This window comes from Mesorhizobium sp. P2_A12, assembly GCF_056405075.1.
The window spans coordinates 38,719-52,532 of the sequence record NZ_JBFUCU010000021.1 but is presented as its reverse complement, the minus strand read 5'-3'; the positions used below and the strand labels follow the sequence as shown (position 1 = coordinate 52,532).

Sequence of the window (13,814 nt, the reverse complement as noted above, 5' to 3'; positions counted from 1 at the left end):
CAAAACATCTTAGGCGGTTCGCCGCGCCGTCGATTGCGGAAATTCCAGCACTCCAGCCTCGGATGGCCTGTGCTGTGCCTCTGCCACCGTTTCGATCAACAGATCGAGGGCGTCACATGCCATGCGGCTCGTCTCGTCACTGCCTTGCAGATAGTGATAGGCGCGTTCGAGGTGGATGCGGGCCGCCGAAAAATCACTGGTCAATGGTCTCTCCATGATCCCGCCCTAATGTATTTTGCCGGGCCTGGCGGAATTCGGGGTAAATATCCACAGGCGGCTTTTATTCAAATGCCGTCGAATGCCGCGCGCGTTGTCAGGAGCGAGTCTCCAGCTCTTTGCCGCGTCTTGCTGCGCGGCTAGACTGCGACCTCCTTGTCCGAGGTGAGATTGATCGTCCAGGCCTGCATCAACGGCGCGCGTCCACGCGATTTCCACCCCAGGCTGCCGCTCGATGCACAGGCGATGGCCAAGGACGCCGCGGCTTGTGTCGCCGCCGGTGCGGCCGAACTGCACATCCATCCGCGCATTGACGAACGCGAAAGCCTGGCGGCGGTCGACGCCACCGTGCTGGCCGTGCGCCGGGCCTGCCCGGGCACGCTCATTGGCGTGTCGACCGGCGCCTGGATCGAGAACGATGTCGAGCGGACCCGCGCCGCGATCGGCGCGTGGAAGGAACTGCCCGACTATGCATCGGTCAATTTGTCGGAGGTCGATGCGCCCGCCGTAATGGAGCTGCTGCGCAATCGTGGCGTCGGCGTCGAGGCGGGGCTTGCCACAACACCCGACGCCGAGCGCTTCGTCGGTCTTGCCGACCAAAGTCGCGTGCTGCGCATCCTGATCGAGATCGACATCCAGGACCTGCCGGCAGCGCTGGACGAGGCGAATGGTATCGCCGCCGTGCTTGAGCGCGCCGGGGTGCGGCGGCCGATCCTGCTGCACGGCGTCGACGCCACGGTATGGCCATTCGTCGCGCTTGCGCATCGCAAGCGCTGGTCGACGCGGGTCGGCCTGGAGGACGGCAAGACGCTCGCCGATGGCAGCGTTGCGAGGGACAATGCGGACATCGTTGCGGCGGCCGTGGCGATTTTTCGGTCCGCGCCTGCGGGCTGAAAGGCGGTATGCCTCAGGCTTGCCCGCGGGCAGCTCCTATCCAGCCGCGTAAAATGTGTTTCTGGATCTTGCCGGACGCGGTGCGCGGCAGCGTATCGGTGAGCAAGAACTCCTTCGGCACCTTGTAGCGGGCGATGCGGGCGCCGCAGTGGCTTGCCAGATCGGCCGGGTCGACAACGCGACCCGGTTTGACCACCACGAAGGCGCGCCCGACTTCGCCCCAGCGCTGGTCGGCGACGCCGATCACTGCCGCTTCGGCAATATCGGGATGATCGAGCAGCGCCATCTCGACTTCGACCGGAAAGACGTTCTCGCCGCCGGAAATGAACATGTCCTTGCGGCGGTCGACGAGGGTGACGAAGCCTTCGTCGTCCTGCCGCGCGATGTCGCCGGTGCGAAACCAGCCATCGGCGGTGAAGGCGCGCGCCGTCTCTTCCGGCCGGTTCCAGTAGCCTGATGTGATGCCGGGGCCGGACAGCCAGATCTCGCCTGGTTCGCCGGCGGCGACGTCGCGGCCATCGTCGTCGACGATGCGCAGGCCGATTGCCGGCGCCGCAAGACCGGCCGAGCCCGCCTTGCGGGCGATCTGGGCGGTCTCGACCGGCATGCCGAGTACGGTGCCGGCTTCCGTCATGCCGAAGCCGTCTACCATGCACACACCTTGCGCCAGCCACCAGTTGATATCGGCGGCGGGGTTTGGCGCGCCGCCGGTGAAGATGGCGGTGAGCGAAGTCCAGTTCGCCGGCGCAAAATCCGGATGGTCGCGCAGCATTCTGGCCATCTGCGGCACACAGAAATAGTGGGTGACGCCAAGTGCGGGATCGGCCAGGCGACGGTTGGTGAGGCCGGCGTCGAAGCCGGGCGAGATCAGCACCGTGCCACCCTGAAGCAGAGGTGGCCGCAGGTTGGTGATGAGGCCGATGACATGGAACATGGGCGCGTCGCAGAGGAAGATGCTGGCGTTGCCGACCCGCCCCAGCACGCCGAAATTGACCGCGGTGGCCAGGGCATTGCGCTCGGTGACGATAACCCCTTTCGGCCGGCCCGACGTGCCGGATGTGTAGAGGATGATCGACGGCGTGGCGTCCGCCGGCAACGGGCGGCGCGCTGCCGGCGCATGCGCCTCGACCGCCGCCGCGAAGGCCGCGACTTCGACCGGCCTGCATCCTTTGAGCAGCGCCATATCGAGGGCCGAGTCATGCAACAGAAGTAACGGATCGCAATCCTCAAGGATCGTCTTCTGCTCGGCGCTGGCAAGCCGCCAGTTGAGCGGCACGAAGATGGCGCCGAGCCGCATCGTGGCCTGCTGCAGGATCAAGAGATCGGCGCTGTTACGGGCTATCGTCGCGATCCGTTGCCCGGCCGCGATGCCATGGCCGGCTTCGAGAACGCCGACGGCACGCTGGATGGCTTCGTCCAGCGCGAAATAGGTCCAGCGCCGGCCGGTCGCCAGGTCGACACAAGCGAGACGATCCGGCTGCGCCCTGGCGTGCAGGGCCACGGGGTCTGATGTCGTCCAGGCCGGCATCTGCATCTCCTCCCCAGGATTGCCTGTGCTTTGCGGGATCACCTTGCCTTGTCGTAGGCGCCGAGACCCGGCTTGTAGCTCTTTTCGTCGATGAACTGGCGAATGCCTTCCTTGCGGCCCTCATTGTCGTGGGAATTGGCCGCCTCCTGCGCCCGCACGAGATAGTCCTCGGCGTTGTCGTAGGTCATATCGGCGACGCGGCGGATGGCGTCCTTGGTCGCCTTCAGGGCAATCGGGTTCTTCTTCAGCAAGAGGGTGGCGACCTCGGTGACACGCGCCTTCAGATCCGCCAGTGGCAGGCTTTCATTGACCAGCTTCCAGGCGGCGGCCTTCCTGCCGTCGATGAGCTCGCCGGTCAGCGCGTGGTACATGGCGTCGCGCATCGACAAGAGGTCGACCACCACCTTGGTGGCGCCGCCGCCAGGCAGGATGCCCCAGTTGATCTCGGACAGGGCGAACTGCGCCTCGTCGGCGGCGAAGGCGAGGTCGCAAGCGAAGAGCGGGCCATAGCCGCCGCCGAAGCACCAGCCATTGACCATGGCGATGGTCGGCTTGCCGTACCAGCGCAGCCGCCGCCACCAGCCATAGGCTTCGGACTGCGCCTTGCGGATGGCGCCCAGGCCCTTGGCTTCGGTCTCGCGAAAATACTCCTTGAGGTCCATGCCCGCCGACCAGGCGCTGCCTTCGCCCGACAGCACCAGCACGCCGACGTCGTCGCGGAATTCCAACTCGTCGAGAACCTCCATCATTCGCCGGTTGAGCGCCGGGTTCATGCAATTGCGTTTGTCCGGACGGTTGAAGCGCACCCAGGCGATGCCGTTCTCGACGTCGAAGGCAACGGTCTCTTCGGTCATGGTCAGGTCCTCCCGTTTCGCTGCTGCATTGTTGAAAATTGCTATGCAGCATAGCGATCATATTTGCTATGTCGCATAGTCTTTTTCGCTTGACAAGGGTCTTGATCGCGGCGATCGGTTGCACCATGGACGAGGCTCACATCAGTAGCAGTGCGCCAGGCGCGGCACCCGAAGACGCGCTTGACGCGCAGATCGGCTACAATCTCAAACGCGCCTCGGCCGTTGCGCTCAACGATTTCGCGGTCGAGCTGGCCGAGGCGGCGCTGCGCCCGGTGACCTATGGCATGCTGGCGCTGATCGACGAGAGCCCCGGCATCCGCGCCGCCGAGCTCTGCCGCCGGCTCGGCATGAAGAGCGCCAACATGGCGCCGCTGCTTGCCGAACTGGAAGAGCGCGGGCTGGTCGAACGTGACGACCATGCCGGCGACAAGCGCGTGCAGATGCTCGCCCTGACCCCGGCCGCGAGGGAGGCCATGCCCGGATGGCGGCGGCAGGTTCGCCGGCATGAGGACCGGTTCCTGCAGCGGCTGACAAAAAAGGAGCGGGCAACGCTGCTGCGTCTGCTGCGCCTGATCTGGACGGACGAAGAGGGCTAGCTGGTTTCCCCGTCCTGCGCGCCAAGCCGCAGCAGCAGGGCGAAGAACGCAATCACCGGCGGCACGACGAAGCACCAGACATTGGCGAAGGCAAACCCGAGTGCGGCGGCGGCGCAGCCGGCCGCGAACACGGCGACCGCCACCGACATGCGCCGCAGGCGCGCAATGAGGGCAGGGCGGGCCTCTGGCTTCACGCCGCCCAGAAGATCGCTGACGTCGATCATGATCTGGGTGGTGGTGCCGGTCATCAGCGTGGAGGGTGGCGCTGCCGCGAGATGAACGCGGTGCACCGCGTTCTGGATCGCCATGGCGGCGACCAGCACCATGCCGGTGACGATCGCCGCCGCGCCGTCGCCACTGGCGAAGGGGCCAAAGCGGATTGCCAGCGCGGCACCCGCGATCAACAGCGCCAGCTTGGCCGCCAGAAGCGGCCCGAGCGCCGGCCGGCCCCGCCTGCGCAAGCGCTCGCCGGCCAGCCGGGTCAGGACGACGACGATGCAGAACACCGGCAACGCCAAAAGCTTTGCCAGCACGCCCGAGATGCCGAGCACCAGCGAGGCGCCCAGGGTGACGAAATTTCCCGTCACATGCGCCGTGAACAGGCCCTGCAGTGCCAGGAAGCCGGCCGTATCGACATAGCCGCCATTGAGGCTCAACAACAGCGGCAGTGTGGGTTTCATCGTTGCATCTCCTGGCCAGGCTTGGCGGTCAGCGTCTCATATCCCGGCGGAGCGTTCCACCTCCGCGCGGCCGCCGCCCGTGCGGCCCTTTGCCGTCGCCAGCGCGGCATCTTTGCCGTCGCGGGGTCGCCGCCACATGAACGGCAAACTCGGATGTTCACTTGACGACAATTGTGTCCAACGGAGCTTTTGCATGTCGCTGTCCGGTACGACAACACGCTACGGAAGCCTTGCCCAGGCATTTCACTGGCTGACGGCACTGCTTGTGCTGATCGCCTTCCTGGTCTCCGAAGGTGGCCCGCCGGCGCGCGTCTATTCCGAGGCCCGCGCTTCGACCCTGTTGCTTCACGAGTCGCTCGGGTTCACCGTCTTCTGGCTGCTGATCGCTCGTCTGATCTGGCGCGTGTTCGACCGCGTTCCCGATGCACCGCCGATGCCCGCATGGATGGCCGTCACCTCCAAGGTGACGCACTGGGCGCTCTATGCGCTTCTGTTCGCGGTTCCGGTGACCGCCATGCTCGGCGCATGGTTCGGCGGCCACCCGGTGACGGTCTACGGTGTCGGTGCCATCGGTCCGTTTTTCGAACCGTGGGGCGCTGGCGCATCGCTGGCGGACATCCACGGCACGCTTGGCGATATCATCCTCTGGCTCGCCGGCCTGCACGCCGCCGCGGCCATCTTCCATCACGTCTTCCTTGGCGATCGCGTGCTAAGCCAGATGCTGCCTGGCTTGCCCAAGGCGCGTTGATATCCAACCCGCCTGCCCATCGTACGGGCTATGAGGGGCAGCGCCCGACCTAAACGATGAGCCCGGCCAACTCGCTACAACGCAACAGCCCGCCCCAATCCCCGTCGAACCGCTTCGCGATAGGCGAGGTCGGCCGCCACCATGTCTTCCATGGCAACGCCCATCGCCTTGTAGACGGTGATCTGGTCGGCGCTGGCGCGTCCCGGTCGCAGCCCGAGCAGCATTTCGCCGAGTTCGGTTCCGGTTTGCGGATCGAGACCGGCGAGTTCGCACGAGCCGACCGGGGACGGGGCGAAGGCTTCGCTTGTCTCGACGAACAGGCTGGCCCGCCTGATGAGGTCGACCGGCAGTTCGCCGCCGGGCGGTGCGACGCCCACCGAAGAGACATGGGTGCCGGGCCGCACCCAGTCGGTCGAGATCACCGGTGCGTAGGAATGCGTCGCCAGGCAGACGACATCCGACGAGCGTACCGCGGCTTCGAGATCGCTGACGGCGACGACACCGGGATGCTGCGCGGCAAGCGCCTGCGCATCGGCGAATTCCTTCGAGACGACGCGGATCTCAGCGAAATCGCGCACCAGCGGCAGAAGGTGCAAGTGCTGGCCGGCCTGCACGCCGGCGCCCACCACCGTCACTACCTTGGCGTCGCGCCGGGCGAGTTCGCGAACCGACAGCACGGCCGAGCCGGAGGTGCGCACGGCGGTGATGTAGGTGCCGTCCATGACGCTGACCGGCATGCCGGTCTGCGGGTCGAACAGATGGATGGTGGCGAGGTGGCTGGGGATGCCTTTGGCGATGTTGCCCTCGAACACGTTGACGATCTTCACCGTCAGATGCATGCCCGCCATCCAGGCCGGCATCGCCAGCGAATAGCCTGCATCAGGGATATCGAGCTGCGGCCGCGCCGGATTGATGACCTTGCCATCGGACAGCGCCTTGAAGCCGCCGGCCAGCGCGTCGAGAAGCTGGCGAAGGTCGATGCAGGTTTTCACCTCGGCTTCGCTCAAGAAGAGCACTGGTGTATCGCCCTTGACCTGGGCGCTGCGGGAGATCGATAGGGCTGTTGTCATGGGATCCGCTTTCGTTGTCGGCTGGAGTGCACGGCAACGGTATTGCGATCTGACGGCGTGATGAAATATGCTGTTTTCGCGATTTCGGCGTGACTATCACGCTTACTCCGGCTCAAAAGTGTGAATCCTGAAATGGATGATCTCGACCGCATCGACCGCTCGCTGCTGCGCTTGTTGCAGGAGGATGGCCGCCGCACGACGCTCGATCTGGCGCGGCGGGTTGGGTTGTCGCCGACAGGGGCGGCGCAGCGCGTCAAGCGGCTGTTCGCCGAAGGGTTCATCCGCGCGGTGCGCGCCATTCTCGACCCGGCCAGGATCGGGCAGGCACAGCTCGTCTTCATCGAGGTGCGGCTCGACCATACGGCGCCGCAAGTCTTTGACCGCTTCGCCGAGGCGGTGTTGCGGGCGCCGGAGATCATCGAATGCCACATGGTGGTCGGCGGTTTCGACTATCTGGTCAAGGCGCGCATCGCCGACATGGCGGTGTTCCAGGATTTCCTGCAGCGGGTCATCCTGCCGCTGCCCGGCGTCAGGGAAACGCACACCTACGCCTCAATCGCCAATGTGAAGCCCGACGCCCTGTTGCCCGTCTGAATCGCAGCGACATAGGAGAGTTTTTCTGCATGCTGGTTCAGGCTTTCTGGTTCGAACTGGCTGACGAAACCGGCTATACACCGCCAACTGCCAAGGCCCGTCCGCCAACCCAAGAAGGAAAAATCAGATGAGTTCAGAAAAAACAGCTGTCGTCGTGGCTGGCGGCAGCGGCATGGGTGCGGCGGCAGCGAAGCGCCTGGCGGCGGATGGCTTCAAGGTCGCCATCCTGTCCTCGTCCGGCAAGGGCGAGGCGCTGGCGAAAGAGCTTGGCGGGCTCGGCGTCACCGGCTCCAACCAGTCGAATGACGATCTGCAACGCCTCGTCGACCTGACGCTGGAGCGCTATGGCCGCATCGACGTGCTGGTCAACAGCGGCGGCCACGGGCCGCGCGCGCCGATCCTCGAGATCACGGACGAGCAGTGGCACATCGGCATGGACGTCTATCTGCTGAACGTCATCCGGCCGGTGCGCATCGTGGCACCGCAGATGGTCAAGCAGAAGGGCGGCGCCATCATCAACATCTCGACCGCCTGGGTGGTCGAGCCAAGCCCGATGTTCCCGACCTCGGCGGTGTTCCGCGCCGGGCTTGCCGCCTACACCAAGATCTTCGCCAACACCTATGCATCAGACAATGTGCGCATGAACAACGTGCTTCCCGGCTGGATCGACAGCATTGCCCCTACCGAGGAGCGCCGCGACAGCGTTCCGATGCAGCGCTACGGCACCTCGGAAGAGATCGCCGCGACCATCGCCTTCCTGGCATCCGAAGGCGCCGGTTACATCACCGGCCAGAACATCCGCGTCGACGGCGGCATCATCCGCGCTATCTGAGGCGCCCACCGGGAGGAGGAGCCATGTCCGACACTTATCTGCGCCTGGTGCCTCATGATCCGCACTGGCACCCTGATGAGCCGGCTGCCGCTGCTGCCGTGAATGTTGCGCGCGGACTGTTCCCGCAGGCCGAGCATGTCGCAATCGAATACGAAGAAAGCGTGACGTTCTTCGACGCAGGAGCAAATACGGAAAGCATCCATTGCCCGCTTTGCGACAGCGATCTGGAGGAATGGTGGGGCGACGCGATGGACCAGGCCGCCGCGTCACGCTTCGAGGACCTGTCTGTCACCACGCCGTGCTGCCATAAGCCCACATCGCTGAACGACCTGCGCTATGTCTGGCCGGCGGCGTTCGGTGTCTGCGCGTTGACGGTCGTCAATCCGGGTGTGACCTCCTTGGCCGGTGAGCAATTGCGGGCGATCGAGCAAGCCATGCGCTCGCCGCTGAAGGCGATCTGGCAGCGCCTCTGAGACCACGGATTCTGAATATTCCAAGGAGTAAGAAATGCGGCTTTTGATACTCGGCACCGGCTGGATGGCGCAGGAACATGCAAGGCGGTTCGGTGCCATCGAAGGCGTCGACATCGTCGGTGCCGTCGATGTCGATGCGGCGCGCGTCGGCGAATTCGCCGATGGCTTCAACATCCCCAACCGCTTCACCTCGCTGGAGGAGGCGCTGCAATGGGGCGGCTTCGACGCGGTGGCCAATGTCACGCCGGACCGCATTCATCATCCGACCACCATGGCGCTGATCGCCGCCGGCAAGCCGGTGCTGTGCGAGAAGCCGCTGGCCGAGAATTTTGGCAAGGCCACCGAGATGGCCGATGCCGCCGAGGCGGCCGGCATCGTCAACATGGTGAACCTCACCTATCGCAATGTCGCGGCGCTGCAGAAGGCTCGCCAGATGGTGCAGGCGGGCGAAATCGGCACGGTCAGGCATGTCGAGGCGTCCTATCTGCAAAGCTGGCTGGTGTCGAAATTCTGGGGCGACTGGCACACCGATCCGAAATGGCTCTGGCGCCTGTCGCGCGGCCACGGCTCGAATGGCGTGCTCGGCGATGTCGGCATCCACATCCTCGATTTCGCCAGCTATGGTGCGGCTCTCGACATCGACCATGTCTTCTGCCGGCTGCGCGCCTTCGACAAGGCGCCCGGCAACCGCATCGGCGACTACGAACTCGACGCCAATGACAGCTTCGCCATGACGCTGGATTTCTCCAACGGCGCCTTCGGTGTGGTGCATGCCAGCCGCTGGGCGACCGGCCATCTCAACGAACTGCGCCTGCGCATCTATGGCAACAAGGGTGGCATCGAGGTGGTGCACAATCTCGACGGCTCGGCGCTCAAGGCCTGCGTCGGTGAGAATGTCGAGAACGCCAAATGGGAAGAGCTCGACCCCGGCACGGTGCCAACCAACTACCAGCGTTTCGTCGACGCCGTCACCAGCGGCGTGCAGAGCGAACCCAGCTTTCGCCACGCCGCTGGTCTGCAGAAGGTGCTCGACCTAGCCGTGGTGTCGGACGAGAAGCGGGCGGAGTTGAGGGCGCACGCGGACACGCAGTAGGGGTGTGTTGATATTCAGGTGATGCCGGCCTGCAATCGACGGTTCCCTGCGCTTCCCGTGCTTACGTACTTTAAGTACGCTCCGCTCCGGTTCTCGGAAACCACCTTGTTTGGTCGCTTCGCGCCCGTCTTCGACTCCGGCTCAGCCTAATCTGAATCTCAACACACCCCTAGAACCGGTTGGCGCTTCACGGCCCCGCTGGTGCTGCCTACGCGGTCAAGGCGCCTCGCTGTTCCGGCTGTTCGAAAAGCGTATGAAGCTCGGATGCCGGCATTGGACGGCCAAAGAACCAGCCCTGGACATCCGTGCAGCCATTCTCCCTGACCAGCCTGAACTGGTCCTCGGTCTCGACGCCTTCCGCGGTCGTGGTCATGCCGAGCGTTGCGCCGAGTTCGGCAACGGCCTTGACGATTGCCCGGCTTTCGCCGCTCTCGCACATCAGGCTGACGAAGCTGCGATCGATCTTGATGCGGTTGAACGGGAACGACCTGAGATAGCTCAGCGAGGAATAGCCGGTGCCGAAATCGTCCATGGCGATGCTGATGCCGAGGTCGCGCAGACTGTACAGCGTCTTTATGGTGTTTTCATTGTGCGCCAGCAGCACCGATTCGGTGATTTCCAGCTCGAGCCGTGACGGCAGCAGGTTCGAAGCCGCGAGCGCCGCGGCAACCTGAAGCGGCAGCCCCTGCTGTTTGAACTGGGCGGGCGAGAGATTGACCGCGACCTTGACGGGCAGGGGCCATTTGGCGGCGTCGGCGCAAGCACGCTGCATGATCCACTCACCAAGCGTGTCGATGACGCCCGTCTCCTCGGCCATGGGGATGAATTCCGACGGCGGCAGCAGGCCGAGGCGCGGATGGTTCCATCGCACCAGGGCTTCGAAGCCGGTGAGTTTCGAGGTCTTTGCGTCGTGCAGCGGTTGATAATACACGACGAACTGCTCGTTTGTGACGCCGAGAGCCAGTTCGGATTCGAGTTGGCGCCGCTCCTGCAGCCTTGCGTCCATTCCCGGCTCGAACGACCTGCAGGTCCCGCGGCCTTCCATCTTGGCTTTGTACAAGGCAAGGTCGGCATTGCGGATGAGGATTTCCGAACTTTGTCCGTCGTCCGGGAAGACAGCGATGCCGATGCTGCTGCCGATGTTGATCTTGTGGCCCTGGATCAAAAACTCGCCGGCCAAAGCGTGAATGACCCGGCTCGCCAGCACACCCGCCTCTTCGTCGCCATCGATCAGGAGCTGGAGGATGACGAACTCGTCGCCCCCGGTTCTCGCGACCATGGCGGTTTCACCCGCCTGCTGCTTCAGGCGCCTCGCCACCGCACCGAGAACCTCATCGCCGATCGGATGGCCGAGCGTGTCATTGACCGGTTTGAAACGGTCGAGATCGACGCAATGGACGGCCAGCTTCTCGCCGTCCCTGAGGCTTCTCAGCGCCTCGTCCATCGTGTCGGCCAGGAGGCCCCGGTTGGGCAGCCCGGTGAGAATGTCATGCGTGGCAAGGTGCTGGATCTCGGCGGTGCGTTCCTCGACCCGCCGCTCCAAAGTCTCGGCGGCATTGGTCTGCATCATCATCGTGCGTCCGATCGCATACCAGCAGGCCAGCGCCAGCAGCGTGACTACCGCGACCGCCGCATAACCGGCCAGTTCGAATTGCCGCACGGACAGGGTGTCCATGTTGCTGTCGTATCTGCCGTTGGGAAAACCGGCCCAGAGGCGCCAGGCGCTTCTGGGATCGTTGAGCGAGAGCGGGATGACTTCGGAATAGATCAGATTGGGATCGGCCGCCGTGAAGGCACGGGAATCCGCCGCCAGGGCCGTCGACATCTTGTGCTGGTCGGATTCAAATCCGTAGCCTGAATTGACGATGACATAGTCGCTGCTCGGCAACAGTTTCCTCAGCGCCGAGGTGAGCATGATTGCCGAGACGGAGCCGCGCAGGCTGCCATCCTGGCCGAAGACCGGGACCGAAAGGATGAAACCGGAGCGGTCCGCGTCATTGCCGGTGTGGATGAAATCGGTGTTGTCGCAGGTGATGAGCTCCTTCGTGCCGATGATCGGCACATTCAGCCCGTCAATGGCGCTCGAATTCGGATAGTTCGCCTTCAGCCAGGCGAGCTGTTTGGCCAGTTCCTGGTACTCATAGGTCTCGACCTCTTCGGCGGGCCGGGTCAGGGTGTTCTGGTCAAGCTTTGCGGACTTTGCGCCTGCGGCGGCATCGGACCTCGCCCTGGCATTCACGATCAGCTGGTCGAACTGGAGGATCGGCTCCTCGAGCTTTCCTGTCACGGCATCAAAGCGGTCGGGGTCGAAATCCAGCGGCAGGAAGTAGACTTCGGAAATGGAGACGTTGTTGGCGAGGTTGTTGTAGATCTGCTGGATTGTCGCGCGGCCCTCGTCGCCGAGGTTGGTGCCATGCCGGTCGAGGTTTCGGACGCTTGGCAGATAGCTCAGCGTGCGCACATTCTCGTAGACGGCCCGCAAGGCGTCTTCGACGGTCTTGGCGGTTGTCCTGGCTGCCGCCTGGGAGTTCTCGATATAGCGTTCCCTGGCAAGCGCGAAGTTTCGCTGGGCGTCGATATGCAAGGCCGCCAGCATCGCTGCGCCGGTCACAAGGATCACAACAAATCCGACTGCTCGCCAGAATGCGTTCATCGGCGTCCCACCATCAATTGGTAAGGGATACCCCAGAGCAGTTTAGGAAGCGCTAATGAGGAAGCGCCATTGCAAATGTCGGTCCTTGCTGCCCCAGCGCCGCCGCACACCAAATCCGGCAAGATCCAGAAACCTGTTTTGCGGGTGCGAGACTGGCCTGCGCAAGGCCCGGGGGGATCATTTCGCCGGCACAGCCCCGCCCTGCTGATCCGCATCGGTCAGCGTTTGCAGGAAGGCGACGATGTCGTCGATTTCGGGGTCGGTCAGCGCCGGCTTGTCGCCCGGCTTCTTGCCAAAGGGCGGGTCCTGGTTGAGGTTGGCCCAATAAGCCTTTGGCAAATCGTCATTTTTCCTGATCGTACCGTCGGCATTCTTGGGATACCAGTGGCCTGGATCGCTGTCGCGGCTGGCATAGAAGGCGACCGCGTCGCGCAGCGTGTGGAAATAGCCATTGTGGAAGAAGCTTTTGCGGAGCGCGACATTGCGCAGCGTCGGCGTGCGAAACAGGCCGCAATAATCAGCCCGGCCATGGAAGTCGGTGCGCAGCGGCCCGCAGAGGCCGAGATCGAAATAGGCGGGGTCGGCATTGGCCGGGATGGCCAGGTTGCGCGGTACGGCGACGGCGATCAGGCCGAAATCGGTGAACTGCGGCGGCTCGCCGTCATTGGCGGGTTCGCTCAGGTGGCAGCTGGCGCAATTGCCCTTGGCCTCGCCCTCGAACAGCGCGCGGCCGCGCAATTCCTGCGCCGACAGCGTCGCCTTGCCGGCGAGAAAGGCGTCGTAACGGCTGGAGTAGGGATAGAAGTCGGCGGCGCTCTGTTCAAAGGTGCCGAGCGCCTCGGCGGCGGCGTCGAAGGCGTCGTCTGGATGATCGAACACGGTGTCGCCGAAGGCTGCCCTGAATTCATCGGCATATGCCGACCTGCGCAATCCGGCGGTGACGGCGGCGGCATCCTTGTTGGCCATCTCGAATGGCGACAGCAGCGGGATCTTGGCCTGGTCGCGGCCACGGTCTGCGCGGCCGTCCCAGGTCAGGCCGCCGGTCGAGCCGTTGTCGACGCTTTCGTCGCCTTCATCCTCGGAATCGTAGAAGTGCTCGGTGAAGGCGGGCACCGCCTGGAGGTAACGTAGCGACGGTACGGCGCGCAATCCGGGCTGGTTCAGCTTCGGCCCGCCCATCTCGACCGGTGCGGCCGAGATCGGGCCGAAGGCATGGTGCGGATCATGGCAGGACGAGCAGGATTGTTTGCCTGAAGCCGACAGCGACGGGTCGAAGAACATCTTGCGGCCAAGCGCTGTCAGCGCTTGCGCCCGCGCGAAGGCATCCGCGCGCGACATCGGTCCGGGGTGGACGCTGCCGCTTCCGGCGCTGACGGCGTTGCCGGGCAGGATCGTGGCGAGGCCAAACATCGATGCCGCGGCGGCCGCGGTCATCAGGCCTTTCCATCGTCTTGCCGTCATAAGGTTCAGCCCGGTTTGTTCCGGAATTAGGTCCGCACTGCAACGGATTGATGACCGGTCCACCCGCTCACGCAACCGTGTTCGGATGGGCGATAAATGTCACAAAGGTGACAAGGCATCGA

At 64.4% G+C, this 13,814-nt stretch carries 14 protein-coding genes; 7 read left to right on the top strand and 7 right to left on the bottom strand.

The window, feature by feature from the left end; genetic code table 11:
- Nucleotides 1-9: 9 nt before the first annotated feature.
- Nucleotides 10-204 carry a hypothetical protein gene (locus AC1DZU_RS29870; protein WP_246461984.1) on the bottom strand — a complete coding sequence of 65 codons (195 nt, stop codon included), beginning with the start codon at nt 202-204 and terminating at the stop codon, nt 10-12.
- Between the two features lie 183 nt (nt 205-387).
- Between AC1DZU_RS29870 and AC1DZU_RS29865 the strand changes: the two genes are divergently transcribed.
- The gene (locus tag AC1DZU_RS29865) at nt 388-1,110 is read left to right on the top strand and encodes a 3-keto-5-aminohexanoate cleavage protein (protein WP_477290349.1); all 723 of its coding nucleotides are present in this window, start codon (nt 388-390) and stop codon (nt 1,108-1,110) included.
- A gap of 13 nt (nt 1,111-1,123) precedes the next feature.
- On the opposite strand, the gene AC1DZU_RS29860 is transcribed toward AC1DZU_RS29865, so the two are convergent.
- Both AC1DZU_RS29860 and AC1DZU_RS29855 read right to left on the bottom strand, forming a co-directional pair.
- Nucleotides 1,124-2,644, bottom strand: coding sequence for an AMP-binding protein (locus AC1DZU_RS29860; protein WP_477290315.1), 1,521 nt, complete (start codon nt 2,642-2,644; stop codon nt 1,124-1,126).
- 32 nt (nt 2,645-2,676) lie between these two features.
- Nucleotides 2,677-3,492, bottom strand: coding sequence for a p-hydroxycinnamoyl CoA hydratase/lyase (locus AC1DZU_RS29855; protein ID WP_477290313.1), 816 nt, complete (start codon nt 3,490-3,492; stop codon nt 2,677-2,679).
- 125 nt (nt 3,493-3,617) lie between these two features.
- Here AC1DZU_RS29855 and AC1DZU_RS29850 point away from each other — a divergent pair, with 125 nt between their 5' ends.
- On the top strand, nt 3,618-4,088 hold the full coding sequence (locus AC1DZU_RS29850) for a MarR family winged helix-turn-helix transcriptional regulator (protein ID WP_477290311.1): 471 nt from the start codon (nt 3,618-3,620) through the stop codon (nt 4,086-4,088).
- Here AC1DZU_RS29850 and AC1DZU_RS29845 read toward each other — a convergent pair.
- Nucleotides 4,085-4,768 carry a YoaK family protein gene (locus AC1DZU_RS29845; RefSeq protein ID WP_477290309.1) on the bottom strand — a complete coding sequence of 228 codons (684 nt, stop codon included), beginning with the start codon at nt 4,766-4,768 and terminating at the stop codon, nt 4,085-4,087. The genes AC1DZU_RS29850 and AC1DZU_RS29845 overlap by 4 nt on opposite strands.
- 193 nt (nt 4,769-4,961) lie before the next feature.
- On the opposite strand from AC1DZU_RS29845, the gene AC1DZU_RS29840 reads away from it, so the two are divergent.
- A complete protein-coding gene (locus tag AC1DZU_RS29840; protein ID WP_477290307.1) occupies nt 4,962-5,516 on the top strand; it encodes a cytochrome b in 555 nt (184 codons plus the stop codon).
- 74 nt (nt 5,517-5,590) lie between these two features.
- Here AC1DZU_RS29840 and AC1DZU_RS29835 read toward each other — a convergent pair whose 3' ends face one another.
- Nucleotides 5,591-6,586: an ornithine cyclodeaminase family protein gene (locus tag AC1DZU_RS29835; RefSeq protein ID WP_477290305.1), complete on the bottom strand. Its 996-nt coding sequence runs from the start codon at nt 6,584-6,586 to the stop codon at nt 5,591-5,593.
- Nucleotides 6,587-6,718: 132 nt separating this feature from the next.
- On the opposite strand from AC1DZU_RS29835, the gene AC1DZU_RS29830 reads away from it, so the two are divergent.
- The 4 genes from AC1DZU_RS29830 to AC1DZU_RS29815 all read left to right on the top strand — a co-directional run bounded on the left by AC1DZU_RS29830 (nt 6,719) and on the right by AC1DZU_RS29815 (nt 9,578).
- Nucleotides 6,719-7,180 carry an Lrp/AsnC ligand binding domain-containing protein gene (locus tag AC1DZU_RS29830; RefSeq protein ID WP_095091332.1) on the top strand — a complete coding sequence of 154 codons (462 nt, stop codon included), beginning with the start codon at nt 6,719-6,721 and terminating at the stop codon, nt 7,178-7,180.
- A 127-nt stretch (nt 7,181-7,307) separates the two neighbouring features.
- Entirely contained in the window at nt 7,308-8,012 is a 705-nt protein-coding gene (locus tag AC1DZU_RS29825; protein ID WP_477290303.1) for an SDR family oxidoreductase, read from the top strand.
- A gap of 23 nt (nt 8,013-8,035) precedes the next feature.
- Nucleotides 8,036-8,485 (top strand): hypothetical protein, encoded by a 450-nt coding sequence (locus AC1DZU_RS29820; RefSeq protein WP_477290301.1) that lies wholly within the window; start codon nt 8,036-8,038, stop codon nt 8,483-8,485.
- Between the two features lie 34 nt (nt 8,486-8,519).
- The gene (locus tag AC1DZU_RS29815; protein ID WP_477290299.1) at nt 8,520-9,578 is read left to right on the top strand and encodes a Gfo/Idh/MocA family protein; all 1,059 of its coding nucleotides are present in this window, start codon (nt 8,520-8,522) and stop codon (nt 9,576-9,578) included.
- Between the two features lie 208 nt (nt 9,579-9,786).
- On the opposite strand, the gene AC1DZU_RS29810 is transcribed toward AC1DZU_RS29815, so the two are convergent.
- The gene (locus AC1DZU_RS29810) at nt 9,787-12,198 is read right to left on the bottom strand and encodes a putative bifunctional diguanylate cyclase/phosphodiesterase (protein ID WP_477290297.1); all 2,412 of its coding nucleotides are present in this window, start codon (nt 12,196-12,198) and stop codon (nt 9,787-9,789) included.
- Between the two features lie 210 nt (nt 12,199-12,408).
- On the bottom strand, nt 12,409-13,641 hold the full coding sequence (locus AC1DZU_RS29805; RefSeq protein WP_477290347.1) for a cytochrome-c peroxidase: 1,233 nt from the start codon (nt 13,639-13,641) through the stop codon (nt 12,409-12,411).
- Nucleotides 13,642-13,814 lie beyond the last annotated feature (173 nt).